This window comes from Myxococcus sp. RHSTA-1-4, assembly GCF_020037125.1.
Taxonomy (GTDB): Bacteria; Myxococcota; Myxococcia; order Myxococcales; family Myxococcaceae; genus Myxococcus.
In genome coordinates this window covers 285246-300299 of sequence record NZ_JAIQDG010000001.1, presented here as the reverse complement: position 1 = coordinate 300299, position 15054 = coordinate 285246, and the positions used below count along the sequence as shown (strand labels likewise).

The window sequence follows — 15054 nt, the reverse complement described above, 5'->3', positions numbered from 1 at the left end:
TCACCCCGCAGCGTACCGGGAAGGTGACGGGGGGCGCCAACCCACCGGCCATGCCCGCCCGGGTGGCCCTTCCGGGGTCGCCCCCGGAGGCGGAGCCCATGATAAGAAGCCCCCACGCAGGAGGGAGTTCGACGCTGACCACGGGACAGGAGTGGCTGGTTGACGCGAGTGGCTGCGCGCCCGAGCGGCTCAAGGACGCGGCGGCGCTCGCGGCGCTCTTCGAGGAGTTCATCGTCTTGCTGGACCTGAAGGTCGTCGGACAGCCCCAGTGGCACGTGTTCCCGGAGCCCGGGGGCATCACCGGCCTGACGCTGCTGGCGGAGAGCCACCTGACCATCCACACCTTCCCCGAGCACGGCTTCGCCGCGCTCAACGTCTACTGCTGCCGCACCCGCGCGCGGCCGGACTTCGAGTCGCTGCTGGCCCGGCACCTGGGCGCGGCGTCCTGCCATGTGCGTGAGCTGAAGCGGGGGGTGACGGCGTGACGCAGCAGGGCCAGTGTCCGGCGTGCGGCGCGGCAATCGAGTTCACCGCCGGCTCGGCGCAGGTGGTGGTGTGCTCCCACTGCAGCACGGTGGTGGCGCGCAGCGGCGCCAACTTCGAGGACCACGGGAAGATTGGCCGCATCGTCCCCACCGACTCCCCGCTGCAGCTCGGCGCGGAGGGCCGCTTCGCGCGCAAGGGCTACCGCATCGTCGGCCACCTCCAGAAGGACCACGGCGCCGGCCCGTGGGACGAGTGGTACGTGGAGTTCGACGACGGCCGCACCGGGTGGATCAGCGAGTCCGAGGGGGCCTTCCACCTGCTCTTCGACGCGGGCCTCGAGGAAGGGCTCGCGCTGGAGGACCTGCACCCCGGCGAGCGGCTGCGCCTGCGGAACAAGGCGTGGGTCATCGAGGAGCGCGGCCACGGCCGGGTGGTGTCTGCCGAGGGGCAGCTCCCCAGCGACGTGGACCCCACGCAGGACGCCTGGTACGTGGACGCCACCGGGCCCAAGGGCAGCTTCCTCACGCTGGACTTCGGCACCCGCGGGCATGACCCGGAGGTCTTCACCGGCGAGGCGCTCAAGCTGGAGCAGCTCGGGATTCCGGCCGGCCAGCTCCGCCCCCGCGCGCGCCGGGTGGAGCTGAAGCAGGCGCGCTGCACCAACTGCAATGGCCCGCTGGAGCTGCGCGCGCCGGACAAGTCGTTGCGCGTGGCGTGCCCCTACTGCGGCGCGCTGCTGGACGTCAGCCAGGGGAAGCTGTCCTTCCTCCGCCTGCTGGAGAAGCCCGACGACGCGCCCCTCATCCCCCTGGGGACGAAGGGGACGCTCGACGGGGCGGACTGGGTGTGCATCGGCTACCTCGTGCGCTCGTGCACCGTGGAGGGCGTGCGCTACCCGTGGGCGGAGTACCTGCTCTACAACCGGGAGCGCGGCTTCACGTGGCTGATGCACTCCAACGGCCACTGGACGTTCCTCAAGCCGCTGCCCGCCGGTGACGTGTCGCTGTCACCCATGGTGGCGGCCTTCCACGAGGACCGGCGCTACAAGGCCTTCCAGCACGTCACCGCCGTCACCGAGTCGGTGCAGGGCGAGTTCTACTGGGAGGTGACGGCGGGAGAGACGGCCCGGGCGACGGAGTACGTGGCGCCGCCGTACTCCGTGAATGTGGACGCCACCGAGGACGAGGTGTCGTACACCCTCGGCGAGTACCTGAAGCCCGAGGTGGTGAAGGAGGCCTTCCGGCTGAAGGACCCGCTGCCGGAGCCGCACGGCATCGCCCCCAACCAGCCCAACCCGCACAAGGAGGGGCTGCGCTCCACCTTCGTGTGGACGGCCATCTGGCTGGTGGGCCTGTTCGTGCTGTCAGGCATCTTCGCCATCCGCGCGGAGAACAGGGTGGTGCTGGAGCAGCCGGTGGTGGTGCCCGCGGACGCCCAGTCCGGCACGCCCTCGGCGATGAAGTTCAGCGAGCCCTTCGTGCTGGAGAAGAAGGGCAACATGAAGGTGGAGGTCGCCACCGGCCAGCTCAACAACACGTGGCTGGGCATCCAGGGCGACCTGGTGAACCAGGACACGGGCGCGGTGGTGGGCTTCTCCGAGGAGCTGAGCTACTACAGCGGGCAGGACAGCGACGGCTCCTGGAGCGAGGGCTCCACCTCGGCGAGCACGCACCTGTCCGCGCTGCCGCCCGGCACGTACGTGCTGCGCACCACGGCGGCGTTCGACCCGGCGGTGAGCGGGCCCCGCTCCTTCAACGTGAAGCTGACCCACGACACGCCCAACGGGAGCTGGTTCTGCTGCGCCTTCATCCTGATGTTGTTGGGCCCCGCGTGGGTGTGGTTCCGCTCGCACGGCTTCGAGACGCAGCGCTGGGCGGAGAGCAACTTCGCGGACTAGTTCCATGACTCACGGAGGCACGGCATGAAGTTCTTCGGTGGGTTGGTGCTGCTGGGCTACGCCCTGTTGACGATGTCCGGGTGGTCGCCCTTCAGCAGCGAGCAGAAGGACCAGGTGCCCGGCAACGTGCGTCGCTCGCCGGGCGGCATCCTGCTGTGGACCGGTGGCTACCAGGGAGGGAAGTGATGTTGTTACTCGGCGTCGTCGTAAGCGTGCAGGGAGTGCTGGCGAGCGTCATCTACTCGCTCATCGGCCTGGCGGTATTCGTGGCGGGCTTCTACGTCATCCGCCTCATCCTGCCGTTCGACGTGCACAAGGAGCTGGAGGCCGACCAGAACACCGCGGTCGGCGTCGTCATCGGCTCCTTCATCATCGGTCTGGCCATCATCGTGGCCGCCGCCATCAGTGGATGAGCGGCGCGCCGCCCATGCGTGAAGTGAAGTGACGACTTGAACAAGACGCTGCTGTACGTCACCGTCCTCGTCATCGCGACGTGCGGGCTCATCTACGAGCTCGTCGTCGGGGCGCTCGCGAGCTACCTGCTCGGGGACTCCATCACCCAGTTCTCCACCGTCATCGGCGGTTACCTCTTCGCCATGGGCATCGGCAGCTACCTGTCGCGCTACATCGAGCGCGGGGTGGCGCAGCGCTTCGTGGAGGTGGAGCTGGCGGTGGCGCTGCTGGGTGGCCTGTGCGCGCCGCTGCTGTTCCTCACCTTCACCCTGACGGACCTGTTCCGGGTGGCGCTGTACGGCAGCGTCATTGGCATCGGCACGCTGGTGGGGTTGGAGATTCCCCTCCTGTTGCGCATCCTCAAGGACCAGCTCAAGTTCAAGGACCTGGTCAGCCAGGTGCTGTCGCTGGACTACCTGGGCGCGCTGGCGGCGAGCCTCGCCTTTCCGCTGCTGCTGGTGCCCAAGCTGGGGCTGGTGCGCACCTCGCTGCTGTTCGGCGTGCTGAACGCGGGCGTGGGCCTGTGGAGCACGTGGCTGCTGGCGCCGTTGCTGGGCAACCCGCTGCGGCTGCGCATCAAGGCGGTGGTGCTGACGGTGTTGCTGCTGGTGGGCTTCGTGCTGGGTGACCGGCTCACCACCTTCTACGAGGACCAGCTCTACGCGGATGACGTGGTGCACGCGTCCAGCTCGCCCTACCAGCGCATCGTCCTGACGCGGGGCAAGCGGGGCTTCTCGCTGTTCCTCAACGGCAACCTCCAGTTCGCCAGCATCGACGAGTACCGCTACCACGAGTCGCTGGTGCACCCGGCCATGGTGCGCGCGGGAAAGGTGGAGCGGGTGCTCATCCTCGGCGGCGGGGACGGGCTGGCCGCGCGCGAGGTGCTGCGCTATCCGGCCGTGCGCTCCGTCACGCTGGTGGACCTGGACCCGGCGATTACCGGGCTGGCGACGGGCTACGAGGAGCTGGTGAAGCTCAACGGGCGCTCGCTGTCCGATTCGCGGATGCGGGTGGTGAACGCGGACGCGATGCAGTTCCTCACGGAAGGGGAGGAGCTGTACGACGTGGTGGTGGTGGACTTCCCGGACCCGAACAACTTCGCGCTGGGGAAGCTGTACACCACCGGTTTCTACAAGCTGCTGAAGAAGCGGCTGGCGCCGGACGGGGTGGCGGTGGTGCAGAGCACCAGCCCGCTGTTCGCGCGGCGCTCCTTCTGGTGCGTGGCGGCGACGCTGAAGGCGGCGGGCTACTGGACGGAGCCGTACCACGCGCTGGTGCCCTCCTTCGGCGAGTGGGGCTACGTGCTGGTGGCGCACGACGCGCCGGGCCGGCACCGCCCGCTGCCGGAGGGGCTGGCCTTCCTGGACGAGCCCACGCTGGAGTCGCTCACGCGCTTCCCTCCGGACATGGGGCCCCTGCCCGCGGAGGTGAACCGGCTGAACAACCAGGTGCTGGTGCACTACTACGAGGAGGAGTGGCGGCGGTGGAACTGACGCGGCGGGAGCCTGGCGCGGCGCTCGCCTGCTGCGAGGCGGGGCGGCGATGCACCTGACGCGGCGGGAGCTCATCGCCGCGTTCCTCGGCTCGGCGGTGGCGGCCAGTGCGTGCCAGCGCTCGCGGCCCCGGCAGCCCGTGCCGGGCGCCATCGTCGACCGCGCGGTGGAGGTGGGCCACAAGCTGCGTGGCGGGCCGCTTCCCCGCGCCGACGTGCTGGAGCCCGTGGACGTGTTGGTGGTGGGCGCGGGCGTGGCGGGCCTGTCCGCGGCGTGGCGGCTGGCGGGCGCGGGCGTGAAGGGCGTGCGGGTGCTGGAGCTCGAAGCGGACGTGGGTGGCACGTCCCGCTCCGGGCACAACGCCGTGTCCGCGTACCCGTGGGGCGCGCACTACCTGCCGGCGCCGCTGGAGGACCGGGGCCCGGTGGTGCGGCTGCTGCGGGAGATGGGCGCCGTCACCGGCGTGGACGCGGAAGGAGCCCCCACCTTCGAGGAGACGCTGCTCATCCACGAGCCGGAGGAGCGCCTCTATTACCGGGGCCACTGGTACGAGGGCCTCTACCTGCGCGCCGGAGCGAGCACGGAGGACCTGGCGGAATTCGAGCGCTTCGAGGCGCGGATGAATGCCTTCGCCGCCGCGCGCGACGCGAAGGGGCGCAAGGCCTTCGCGGTGCCCTCGGGGCTGTCCAGCGACGACGCGGAGTGGACGGCGCTGGACGCGCTGAGCATGGCGGCGTGGCTGGAGCGCGAGGGCTTCCGCTCGGCGCGGCTGAAGTGGGTGGTGGACTACGCCTGCCGCGATGACTACGGCACCACGTCCGAGCACGTGTCCGCGTGGGCGGGCATCTGGTACTTCGCCGCGCGGCAGAATGGGAAGGGGGAGCGCAGCGAGGGCTTCCTGAGCTGGCCCGAGGGCAACGGCCGGTTGGTGCGCCAGTTGTCCTCCGCGCTGCCGCCCGGGGCGGTTCAGCGCAACGTGCTGGTGCACACGGTGGAGCCCGTCGAGGGTGGCTGCCGGGTGGACGCGCTGGAGGCGGGCACGGGCAAGCCGAGGGCCTTCCAGGCCCGGCAGGTGGTGCTGGCCTGCCCGCGCTTCGTGGCGGCGCACGTGGTGGCGCCGTGGCGCCAGCAGCGGCCGGAGTGGCTGGGCGCCTTCTCGTATGGCCCGTGGGTGGTGGCCAACCTGACGCTGTCCTCGCCGCCGCGCTCGCGGGGCTTCCCGCTGGCCTGGGACAACGTCTTCTATGAGAGCCGCAGCCTGGGCTATGTGGTGGCCACGCACCAGCTCCTCCGCCAGGACGAGCGGGGCCCCACGGTGCTCACCTGGTACCTGCCCATGTCCGGCGCGGACGTGAAGGCGGAGCGGGAGAAGGCGCTCTCCGCGAGCTACACGGACTGGGAGGCGCTCGTCATGGCGGACCTCGTGCCGGCGCACCCGGGCATCGCCGAGCAGGCGCAGCGGCTGGAGGTGCAGCGCTGGGGGCACGCCATGGTGCGGCCCTCGCCGGGCTTCATGTGGGGCGCGGCGAAGAAGGCCGCGCAGGAGAGCCTGGGCCGGAGCCTGCACTTCGCGCACACGGACCTGGGCGGCATGGCCCTCTTCGAGGAGGCCAACTGGTTCGGCGTGAAGGCCGCGGAGCGCGTGCTGGCGGAGCTGGGCCGGCGCGAGGCGAGCTGGCTGTAGCGTGTGTTGGTGAACAGCGCGGGTTTGCGAAAGGGCCGCGGGTTGGAGGACCCTCCTCGTTGCCGGCATGTATTGCCGGGCGGGGGGCGTCATGCCGAATACCGTGGGCGTCAACAAGCTGTCGGTGGTCAAGGAGGACAGCAACGGCATCACCGTCGCGTTTCCCGACGTGTGCAAGACGCCCAGCCCGGGCGGTCCCATACCCATTCCCTACCCCAATATCGCGAAGTCGTCGGACACCGCGAAGGGCAGCAGGACGGTGACGGCGGACGGTAAACCCCTGTGTCTGGAGGATTCGAACTTCAGCACCAGCACGGGAGATGAGGCCGGGACGGCGGGGGGTGGCGTGGCCTCGGGGAAGACGAAGGGGAAGGCGGAGTTCGTCAACTACTCGTTCGACGTGATGATTGAAGGCAAGCACGTCGCGCGGGCGTTCGACCTGATGCTGCACAACGACAAGAATACGCCGCCCACGCCCGTGATGCAGCCTCCCGTCATCGCCATGGGGAAGGCCGCGAAGGATGAGTGCGACTGCTGCGGAGAGCCGCGCTAGGCACGTTGCTCCATCGAGCGCCCGGGAGAACCCATGGATTCCTCCGCCTCAAGAGGCAAGCTGGCGCGACCGCTGCCGGGGGAGCGCATCGTGGAGCCGAGGGTTGGGTGGGTGGTGGGGACCACGGCGGATGGCTCGGCACTGGTGGACTTCACCGGCAATGTCGCGGGTCCTTTGCCTGCACGGAGTTCCCTGGCGCTGGAGCCAGGGGGGCTCGCACGCGCGGCCAATGAACGGCAGGGGGCCATCCTCCTGTTCGAGAACGGAGACCCGTCCTTGCCGCTGCTGGTGGGGTTGCTCCAGGCGCCGGGCAGTACGCCGCTCATCGACGCGGCGCTCGAGCGTTCGCTGGAAGACGTTCCGAAAGAGGCGCGGGTGGACGGCAGGAAGGTGGTCATCGAGGGGCGTGACGAGGTGGTGCTCCGATGCGGGAAGGCGACGCTGACGCTGCGCCGGGACGGGCAGGTGCTGCTGCGCGGGGTCAACATCCGCACCGAGGCCGAAGAGGTGCAGCGCCTCAAGGGCGGCAAGGTGCAGATCAACTGAGCGTGGATTGAGACGAGGTTCCCATGTCGGACGCCCAGCATACCTGGGACATCAAGAACCTCCCCGGGAAGCACTTCTCCGAGGGCGGGAAGGGATGCCTCAACCGGCACCAGGGGTACAAGGAGAGTGCCCCGTGCAGCCACCAGTGGCAGGGATATCAGAAGGCCCTGTCCGACCCGGACGTCTACAATTGGCCCGCGTATGAGTCATTGAGCGTCAAGGTCCGGAAGAGAAGCTTCTTCATGGAGACCTTCTGGTTCATTTCGAGGACCACGCGCCCTCCCGAGAAGGGGGAGTGGGACCTCTCGTACGAGTTCAAGAACCGGAAGAAGAAGACGATGAAGAACTTCCGGACCAACGCCAGCACGCCGTACTGGCACGAGGCGCATCACATCGTGCCCAACAGCGTGCTGCGCGGCGCCATCCTCAGCGTGGGTAGGGGGCACAGGCTGGAAGGCCCCATCATCCTGATGGTTCGCGGCGGGCTGATGGGGGAGGGCTACAACCTCAATGGCACGCTGAACATGATCATCCTGCCCATGGACAAGAGGGTGTCCCTGGCATTGGGGCTCCCCCGGCACCGGAAGACCCGGAGGACGCGCTCCCACAAGGGTTACAGCAAGCATGTCCGGAAGCGGCTTGACGACATCTTCCATCCACTCAAGGACAAGGTCGATGAGTGCAAGGGCAGGTTGCCAAGGTACAGGAAGTGCCGGAGACAGATTGAGGAGGTTTCCGAGGACTTGTACTCGGAGATCAAAGGGGCCGGCGTGAAGATGAAGGAAAAAGGCCGCAGTCAGTCGATTGATGACATGCCCGCCTCCAGCTTCGTGAAGAAGGCGTCGAAGAAGGCCGACTACGGAAGTCTCTGAGCTTCCTCATTCCCGGTGGAAAATCGAATGAAAGACCTACGATTCTTCGAACTGGACTGCCTTGGAGATCCGGACGACGACAGTCTCTGCTTCATTGACAACTTCGTGGATGGAATCGAGCCTTTATCCTATCGCGCCGGCATGGGTAAGCGTTTCGGAAAGGACTACCCGAAGGACGCGAAGATTTTCATGAATCCGGAGAACCCGGGCATCAAACTGTCGCCCCTGCTCGGCACCACCCGGAACATGATTCTGGGTTCCCGCGATTTCAAGGAAGCCATCGAGAAGCATTGCAAGAACGAGATTGAGTACCTGCCGTTCACGCTCTACGACCACCGCAAGCGGGTCCACAGCCGGGATTACTTCATCATCAACCCGATAGGCACCTTTGATTGTCTCGACATGAAGGAGAGCGTCATCAAGTGGGATGACGAGAACCCCGAGGAAATCATCGCCATCAAGGAGCATGTGCTGGACCGGAAGAAGGTGAAGGACGCGCCCCAGTTCTTCCGCATCGACAGGGACCCGGCCCACTACGTGGTGGGGTTGGAGCTGGCTCGCGAATTCAAGGCCCGGAACTTCAGCAACATCTTCTGGGCGGAGCTGCCTCTCAGCGGCGGCAAGTGAGTGGAACGTGTCCCTGGCCCCTTCGCCAAGCCCTCCCGAGTCGTCCGCGCCTCCCGTCATTCTCTGGGATGTCGTCGAAGAGCACTTCCAGGAGGCGGACTTCCTCTGGACGCAGCGGGAGCGCTCCTTGCGCGCGCCGGACCAGTCCCTGGCCGACGTCGCGGAGGGAGACGAGTACCGGCTCGTGGCGCATCTGGAAGGACTGCTGCACGCGGGGCCACGTGCAGCGGAGCGGCTGCTGCTGCCCGCACTGAGAGAGGGGCTGCCAGGTGAAGTGGCGGTGGCGGCCCTCTGTCTGCTGGCCTCGGAGGACCGGGACTGGAGCGGGGCCGTGCTCTCCACGCTTCCCGAGACGGAGCAGCCCGCCGCCCTGCTGGCGGGGCTCGCGCTTTGCCCAGGGGCGGTGGAGCCCGCGCTCCGGGAGTGCTTTCCGGCGCTGGAGACACCCTTCCAGGCTCAGGTGCTGGACGTCCTCGCCTTCCGCCGCGCGGACCCCGGAGCGCTCCTGGAGTCCACGCGCACCCGCGACGAGCCCGCGGTCGTCGCGGCGGCGCTTCGGGCGGCTCGCTTCACCCACCCTGACACGACGCTGGCGCTGGTGGGACGAGGCCTCGCGCATGGACATCCCCTGGTGAGGGATGCGGCCCTCGTGACCGGGTGCATCTTCGGCCATCGGGAGGCGTGGCTGCGCTGCCGCCGCATCGTGGAGCAGACCGAGCCCTTTCCTCGTCAAGCCCTCATGGCGCTGGCCATGGGGGGCGAAGCAAGGGACCTTTCGATGCTCCAGGAACTTCTCTCCCGTTCGGACCTGCGTGACGAGGCCCTCTGGGCGTTGGGGTTTGCCGGGAGGCTCGCGGCCATCGAGTCGCTGCTGACTTGGCTGCGTGCGGGCGAGCCGGCCGCGGCGGCCCCCCTGGCGCTCGTGAGCGGGCTGTCCGTGGAGAAGCTGATGGTGCCCTCCGGGCAGCAAGAGGACGCGCCGGCTGAGGACGAGCCCGAGAGCGGAGCCGCCCTGCCCGGCCCGGTGATGATGAAGGGAACCGTGCTCCTCCAGGCCATCGAGACCTGGTGGAAGGTCGCGGGGGCCCGGCTCCCCACCGGGGGCCGCTATCTGTGCGGGCGGCCGTGGTCGCTGGAGTCGCTGCTCACCGCCCTGGAAGAGGCGCCCGGGCCGTGGCGCCCGGGCCTGGCATGGGAGCTGGCGGTGAGGACGCGAGGCTCCATCCAGGTGGAGCCCCGGGCCTGGAGCTGGGAGCAGCGCGGGGTGCTCGGGACGGCGGCCCGGCACGCTCCCCGTTTCCAGGCGGGCCCCTTTGCCCGGTTCATGAGCGCATGACGGCCGTCATCACGGGGATGGGCGCGGTGACCTCCGTCGGGCGCGGCGCTCTCGCCGCCTGTGCCGCCATCCGTGCGCGCATCAGCCGGCCCCGGAAGCTGGGTTACTTCCGCGTTCTCGACGAGGAGTCCCAGGAGGAGGTGGGGCTCATGGGCCATCCCCTCAAGGGCTACACGGAGGGCTTCAGCCTCGTGGGGCGCTGGCAGCGTCTGGCGCTTGGCTGCGCGGAAGAGTTGCTCGGCACGCCCGGAGTTCCCCGGGCTGACGACTCCCGCTTCTGGGCACGCACGGAGCTGGCGGGCGTGCTGCCTGTCCCGGGGGACCTGCTGCCCATGGATGAAGACGCGGTCGCCCCGCTCGTCGACCTCACCCTCCGGCCCCTGCGAGATGAGCTGGACCTCGCCGTTCCGGCGAACCTCATGCAGGTGGTGGCGGTGGGACACGCCGGATTGATGGTGGCCCTGGAGCGCGGACTCCGGTTGCTCGCGGAGAGAGCGGTGGACCGATTGCTCGTCGTGGCCGTGGACTCCTACCTCACGCCGCTGCCCCTGACGCGCCTGGCACGGGAGCGGCGGCTGAAGACAGACATGCAACCGGTGGGGCTGATGCCGGGCGAAGCGGGGGTGTGCTTCCTGCTGGAGCGCGAAGCGGAAGCGCGCCGCCGCGAGGCCGTGCCCCTCGTGCGTGTCATCGCCGCGGCGACAGGGCAGGAAACGTCGGCCGAGCCGGGGCGCCGCCACTTCCCTGGCATTGCCCTGGCGGAGTGTGTGCGGGAGGCCCTGGAGCGTGCCTCGGTGACACTGCCCTTCGACGGGGACTTCCACGTCGACCTCAACGGGGAGTCCTGGCGCTCCCGGCTCTGGGGTGGCGCCCTGGCGAGGCTGCGCCCGGTGCTGGCGGACGCTCGGGTCCACACCGTGGCTTCCTCCGTGGGGGACACGGGGAGCGCCAGCGCGGCGCTGGGGCTCTGCATGGCCTCCTACGGACTGGCCTGGGGGCATGCCCGCTCGCGGGTGGCGCTCGTGGTGTCCGCCTCCGACGAGGGGGCCGTGGGGTGCATGGCGGTCCAGGGATTGGACGCGCCGGTGCGCTCACCATTGCTGCGCAAGGAGGTGTCGAGATGACTTCCCAATTCCTGCCCGTCTTCGTCCAGAACGCACTGGAGGACAACGAGGAGCTGCTGCCGGACGTGGTGGAGGGCCGGGCCGACTTCTCGGCCATCCTCGAGTTCTGCCAGAACTTCCGCACGGCGGGCATCGGAGCGCTCTTCCTGGGCAGCGCCCCCAAGGTGTTCCGTCAGATGCTCCACCACAGCGGACGGGCCTATGCGCACTTCCTGGGCTATGCGGATCCGCGCACGACGCTGACGAGCAAGGCGCTGCCCTTCTTCGATGCGGTGGCTTCGGGGGATTTCGATGGCGCCGCGCTCATCGCCCGGAGCTCGCGCCGCTCGTGGGCCCAGGGCGAGGAGTACGAGGAGGACTTCCTCTTCGCCGAGTTCCTGATGCAGCAACTCTTCCTCGGCGCCACGCCCCGGGCCGGCGCGGACATGCTCGAACGCTACGAGGCCGCCCTCCAGGGCTCGGAGGACTCGAGGTTGGCCGTCTGCAAGGCGCTGCTCGATGATGACGCGGACGGCTTCAACGCGTCACTCGCACTCTTCCTCTCGGAGCGCGGCGACCTGATGGCGGAGTTGAACGAGAGCGGAGCGCTCATGGAGGAGGAGTCCGCCACTGAGGGCAATCTCTGCGTGGAGGGGCTCGCGTTGGTGCGGCTGGCCGAGCACAAGGGGTTGGAGACGGAGCGGGACTACCTGCATGTGCCCTCCACCGCGAGGAAGGGCGGTCGCATCACGTTCTCGGCTGAAGCGTGGCGCAAGCTCTGGGATTGACGTGCGTCGCCCGGGTGCCCGACGCTGAACGGTTTCCTCCGACGACCTGCCGCGGAGGAGCCGCGGGAAGATTCCGGTAACCCCCCGTTGAGGGGGTATGAAAATCAAGAACCGATACCTTTCCGCGGCGCTGCTCCCACTCGCCCTCACCGCGTGTGGCGGTCCCATCGACGACACGCAGCCCATGGGCCTGGGCGAGCAGGAACAGCCCGAGCTGGTCGACACCCTCGCCGAGACGTGCATCACCCCGGACCCCTCCGGCTACGAGTCGCTGGAGACGGCCGCCGGTGGCGAGCTGGACGAGTGGCGCGAGGCCGTCGACGCCCTGCCGGCGTCCGCGCTGAAGACGGACCTTCAGAACCGGATGCTCACCCACCTGAAGAGTCCGTACTCGGCCTTCGCCACCACGGCCGATGCCCAGAGCTTCCTGCGCAACCTGCGCACGCCGCTGCCGCTGCGGCTTCCCTTCACCTCCAACTCGCCGTACATCTCCGGCACCGAGGTGCGGCTGGGACACGGCTGGCGCTACAACGGCGGCGGCATCCACCGTGGGCTGGACATCAGCCGCTCCGGCACGCCGGCCGACCAGGACCCCAGCTTCGACGTGCTGGCCATCGCGGATGGCAAGGTCATCGGCATCTACTTCGACGGCCCGGCCGGCGGTGGCGGCAACACGGTGGTCCTCGAGCACACCGGCGCCAACGGGAAGAAGCTCTACAGCTTCTACATGCACCTGCGGAACGGCCGCGCCAACGACGTGGCCGCCGTCAAGGCGATGACCTGTCCCGTGGGCAATGACTGGTGCGCGCGCTACCAGTTGATGGCGAAGAACTACCCGTACCACCCGTCCTGGGGCACCGACAGCGACACCATCCCCGTCACGCTGGGCCAGTGGGTGACGCAGGGGCAGAAAATCGCGAAGTCGGGCAACACGATGTCCACGGGCACGCTCGCCGAGGACGGCAAGCCCGCCAGCAACCACGCCAACAACCACCTGCACGTGTACATCGGCGCGCCCACGCCCACGGACCCGAAGGTGGCCGTGGAGGTGGACCCGTACGGCGTCTACGAGAAGGTCTCCACCGGCTGCTACGACGGCTTCCAGCCCACGTACTACCCGCGCCTGTGGATGCCCCACTACCCGGACTTCCACAACGTCACCTGGGACACCTTCGTCGAGCTGCCCGAGTACTACAGCGGCATGAGCTACCGCCCGAAGACGCTCAGCTTCTACGAGGTGAACGGCACGCTGCGCGTGGCGGGCTCGTACCAGTACTCCACGGACAAGAGCTGGGGCGTGCAGGCGGGGCTGACCAGCGCGAGCTTCAACACCGTGGTGGACCAGTGGGCCCTGTCGGGCTACGTGCCGCGAGAGACGCGCGTCCGCATCAACTCCGGCGGCCAGGCCCTCTTCAGCGCCATCTTCGGCAAGCTGCGAACCAACGAGCAGACGCGCTTCGAGCACCGGCTGACGCAGGCGGCCCTGGACTCGCTCTACACCACCTACGTGGTGAACTCGGGCTGGCGCGTGGAGGACTTCTTCCCCTACCGCGAGGGCGGCGTGCAGTACTACGCGGTGCTGTTCACCAACTACGACACCAACACGCGCTGGCTGCGCTACGGCGCGACGGAGACGTACGCGGAGTCGGAGATTGCCTCGCTGCCGGCCCAGGGCCTGCACGTGGACAACATCGTCGCGGACGCCACCCAGAGCCCGCCGCGCTTCGCCTACACCGCGAATGACGCCAGCGGCTGCGCGCCCCACGTCTATGTGAATGGCGGCATGGGCGCGTACCAGGCCATCTACAACAACGAGGCGAACATGGGCTACGGGCTGCGCAAGCTGCAGGTCTACAACAACGGCGCCAACTTCACGGCCATCTTCGATAAGGGCAGCGGCACCTGCTACTGAGCCCGTGACGCCGCCGTCCCGCGAGGCCCGGTTTCCACCTGTCCCCCAGGTGGGGCCGGGCCTTCGCCGTCGAGGCGCGAGCTACAGCGTGAAGGTGGGCAGCTCCTGTCCCAGCAGCAGGCCGCCGGTGAGCTCCAGCGTGGGCGGCGCCACCATGGCGTGCTGGGTGGCGGTGTGGACGTCCCGGAAGCAGCGCTGCAACGGGCTGGAGCGGAAGACGGCGGTGCCGCCCGCCGCCTCGTACATGCGGTCCACGGCGCGCGCCGCGCTCCGGGTGGCGTGCGTCATGGCCAGCCGCAGTTCGGCGCGGGAACGCACGGAGACGGGGCCGCGCGTGGACTCGGCGTGGATGTTGTTGATGGCTTCGAGGACGAAGGCGCGCGCGGAGCGCACGGTGGCCTCGGCGTCGGCGACGGCCTCCTGCGCGGCGGGACGCGCGGCCAGCAGGCGGCGCTCCAGCATCAGCGTCTTCTGCCGCGACAACGCCATCAGCTCGTCGATGGCACGGCGGGCGATGCCCAGCGCCACCGCGGGGATTCCCAGCCCCAGCAGGCCGAAGGGATAGCCATAGAGCGGCCTGTCGATGCGCGGGCGCTGGCCGACGAGTGAGAAGGAGTACTCGTCCGGCACGAAGAGGTCCTTCACCTCCATGTCGCCGCTGCCCGTGCCGCACAGGCCCGAGGCGAACCACGTGTCGTGCAGCACCGCGCGCTCCGCGGGGAAGAAGAACAGGCGCGTCTCCGGGACGCCCTCGCGCACCATGCGGGGCTTGCCGCCCTCCGTCACCACGCCTCCTCCCACCAGCCATTGGCAGTGCTGTGAGCCGCTCGCCCACGGCCAGCGGCCGGTGAGGCGGTAGCCCCCGTCGACACGCTCGGCGCGGCCGATGGGGGCCGCGACGCCGCCGGTGATGATGTCCGGGCGGCTGAAGATGGCGCGGGCCGCCGGCTCGAACAGGAACGCGGAGGTCAGCGCGGTGGCGGCGCCAATCATCACGCACCAGCCCGTGGACCCGTCCGCCCTCGCGACCGACTCGATGACCTGGAAGGATACGGCCGGATGCAGCTCCAGGCCGCCCAGGGACTCGGGAATCATCATGCGGAAGAAGCCGTCCCGGGCCAGCTCCGCGGCCAGGTCCGGTGGGAGCCGGCGGGCGCTCTCGATTTCGTCCGAGCGCGCGGACAGGCGCGGGAACAGCTCTCCGGCCATGGCCAGCAGCGGGTGCGCGGAGGGTTCGGGAGTCGCTTCGGCGGGGAGGGGGTGTGGGCTCGTCATGGCCGGGAGCCTATGAAGGACGGGGCACG

Annotated in this window: 15 protein-coding genes; 14 read left to right on the top strand and 1 reads right to left on the bottom strand. The window is 69.1% G+C overall.

What is annotated here, in order from left to right; all coding sequences use genetic code 11:
* The first annotated feature begins 98 nt into the window (after window positions 1–98).
* The 14 genes from speD to K8638_RS01160 all read left to right on the top strand — a co-directional run bounded on the left by speD (window position 99) and on the right by K8638_RS01160 (window position 13750).
* Complete coding sequence (gene speD / locus K8638_RS01225; protein ID WP_223752509.1) at window positions 99–485, top strand: adenosylmethionine decarboxylase; 387 nt, start codon at window positions 99–101, stop codon at window positions 483–485.
* Window positions 482–2383 carry a DUF4178 domain-containing protein gene (locus tag K8638_RS01220; RefSeq protein ID WP_223752508.1) on the top strand — a complete coding sequence of 634 codons (1902 nt, stop codon included), beginning with the start codon at window positions 482–484 and terminating at the stop codon, window positions 2381–2383. Before speD ends, K8638_RS01220 begins: the two co-directional genes overlap by 4 nt.
* 24 nt (window positions 2384–2407) lie before the next feature.
* Entirely contained in the window at window positions 2408–2569 is a 162-nt protein-coding gene (locus tag K8638_RS01215) for a hypothetical protein (protein ID WP_223752507.1), read from the top strand.
* The gene (locus tag K8638_RS01210) at window positions 2569–2796 is read left to right on the top strand and encodes a DUF350 domain-containing protein (RefSeq protein ID WP_223752506.1); all 228 of its coding nucleotides are present in this window, start codon (window positions 2569–2571) and stop codon (window positions 2794–2796) included. Before K8638_RS01215 ends, K8638_RS01210 begins: the two co-directional genes overlap by 1 nt.
* 36 nt (window positions 2797–2832) lie before the next feature.
* On the top strand, window positions 2833–4329 hold the full coding sequence (locus tag K8638_RS01205) for a polyamine aminopropyltransferase (protein WP_223752505.1): 1497 nt from the start codon (window positions 2833–2835) through the stop codon (window positions 4327–4329).
* A 49-nt stretch (window positions 4330–4378) separates the two neighbouring features.
* Complete coding sequence (locus tag K8638_RS01200) at window positions 4379–6013, top strand: FAD-dependent oxidoreductase (protein ID WP_223752504.1); 1635 nt, start codon at window positions 4379–4381, stop codon at window positions 6011–6013.
* A gap of 91 nt (window positions 6014–6104) precedes the next feature.
* Window positions 6105–6566 (top strand): DUF4150 domain-containing protein, encoded by a 462-nt coding sequence (locus K8638_RS01195; RefSeq protein ID WP_223752503.1) that lies wholly within the window; start codon window positions 6105–6107, stop codon window positions 6564–6566.
* Window positions 6567–6599: 33 nt separating this feature from the next.
* Window positions 6600–7112, top strand: coding sequence for a DUF6484 domain-containing protein (locus K8638_RS01190; protein WP_223752502.1), 513 nt, complete (start codon window positions 6600–6602; stop codon window positions 7110–7112).
* Window positions 7113–7135: 23 nt separating this feature from the next.
* Entirely contained in the window at window positions 7136–7984 is an 849-nt protein-coding gene (locus K8638_RS01185; RefSeq protein ID WP_223752501.1) for an AHH domain-containing protein, read from the top strand.
* A gap of 27 nt (window positions 7985–8011) precedes the next feature.
* Window positions 8012–8611 carry an imm11 family protein gene (locus K8638_RS01180; protein ID WP_223752500.1) on the top strand — a complete coding sequence of 200 codons (600 nt, stop codon included), beginning with the start codon at window positions 8012–8014 and terminating at the stop codon, window positions 8609–8611.
* A gap of 7 nt (window positions 8612–8618) precedes the next feature.
* The gene (locus K8638_RS01175) at window positions 8619–9947 is read left to right on the top strand and encodes a TIGR02270 family protein (protein WP_223752499.1); all 1329 of its coding nucleotides are present in this window, start codon (window positions 8619–8621) and stop codon (window positions 9945–9947) included.
* Window positions 9944–11071, top strand: coding sequence for a hypothetical protein (locus tag K8638_RS01170; protein ID WP_223752498.1), 1128 nt, complete (start codon window positions 9944–9946; stop codon window positions 11069–11071). The genes K8638_RS01175 and K8638_RS01170 overlap by 4 nt, the downstream gene beginning before the upstream one ends.
* Complete coding sequence (locus tag K8638_RS01165; protein ID WP_223752497.1) at window positions 11068–11838, top strand: Imm49 family immunity protein; 771 nt, start codon at window positions 11068–11070, stop codon at window positions 11836–11838. The genes K8638_RS01170 and K8638_RS01165 overlap by 4 nt, the downstream gene beginning before the upstream one ends.
* Window positions 11839–11935: 97 nt before the next feature.
* A complete protein-coding gene (locus K8638_RS01160) occupies window positions 11936–13750 on the top strand; it encodes a hypothetical protein (protein WP_223752496.1) in 1815 nt (604 codons plus the stop codon).
* Between the two features lie 81 nt (window positions 13751–13831).
* On the opposite strand, the gene K8638_RS01155 is transcribed toward K8638_RS01160, so the two are convergent.
* On the bottom strand, window positions 13832–15025 hold the full coding sequence (locus tag K8638_RS01155; protein ID WP_223752495.1) for an acyl-CoA dehydrogenase family protein: 1194 nt from the start codon (window positions 15023–15025) through the stop codon (window positions 13832–13834).
* Window positions 15026–15054 lie beyond the last annotated feature (29 nt).

Bases quoted from the DNA above. Each gene is read 5' to 3' on its own strand.
- K8638_RS01165 (WP_223752497.1), top strand. From the start codon at position 11,068: ATGACTTCCCAATTCCTGCCCGTCTTCGTCCAGAACGCACTGGAGGAC.
- K8638_RS01170 (WP_223752498.1), top strand. From the start codon at position 9,944: ATGACGGCCGTCATCACGGGGATGGGCGCGGTGACCTCCGTCGGGCGC.
- K8638_RS01190 (WP_223752502.1), top strand. From the start codon at position 6,600: ATGGATTCCTCCGCCTCAAGAGGCAAGCTGGCGCGACCGCTGCCGGGG.
- K8638_RS01160 (WP_223752496.1), top strand. From the start codon at position 11,936: ATGAAAATCAAGAACCGATACCTTTCCGCGGCGCTGCTCCCACTCGCC.
- K8638_RS01210 (WP_223752506.1), top strand. From the start codon at position 2,569: ATGTTGTTACTCGGCGTCGTCGTAAGCGTGCAGGGAGTGCTGGCGAGC.
- K8638_RS01215 (WP_223752507.1), top strand. From the start codon at position 2,408: ATGAAGTTCTTCGGTGGGTTGGTGCTGCTGGGCTACGCCCTGTTGACG.
- K8638_RS01155 (WP_223752495.1), bottom strand. From the start codon at position 15,025: ATGACGAGCCCACACCCCCTCCCCGCCGAAGCGACTCCCGAACCCTCC.
- K8638_RS01185 (WP_223752501.1), top strand. From the start codon at position 7,136: ATGTCGGACGCCCAGCATACCTGGGACATCAAGAACCTCCCCGGGAAG.
- K8638_RS01180 (WP_223752500.1), top strand. From the start codon at position 8,012: ATGAAAGACCTACGATTCTTCGAACTGGACTGCCTTGGAGATCCGGAC.
- K8638_RS01195 (WP_223752503.1), top strand. From the start codon at position 6,105: ATGCCGAATACCGTGGGCGTCAACAAGCTGTCGGTGGTCAAGGAGGAC.
- speD (WP_223752509.1), top strand. From the start codon at position 99: ATGATAAGAAGCCCCCACGCAGGAGGGAGTTCGACGCTGACCACGGGA.
- K8638_RS01200 (WP_223752504.1), top strand. From the start codon at position 4,379: ATGCACCTGACGCGGCGGGAGCTCATCGCCGCGTTCCTCGGCTCGGCG.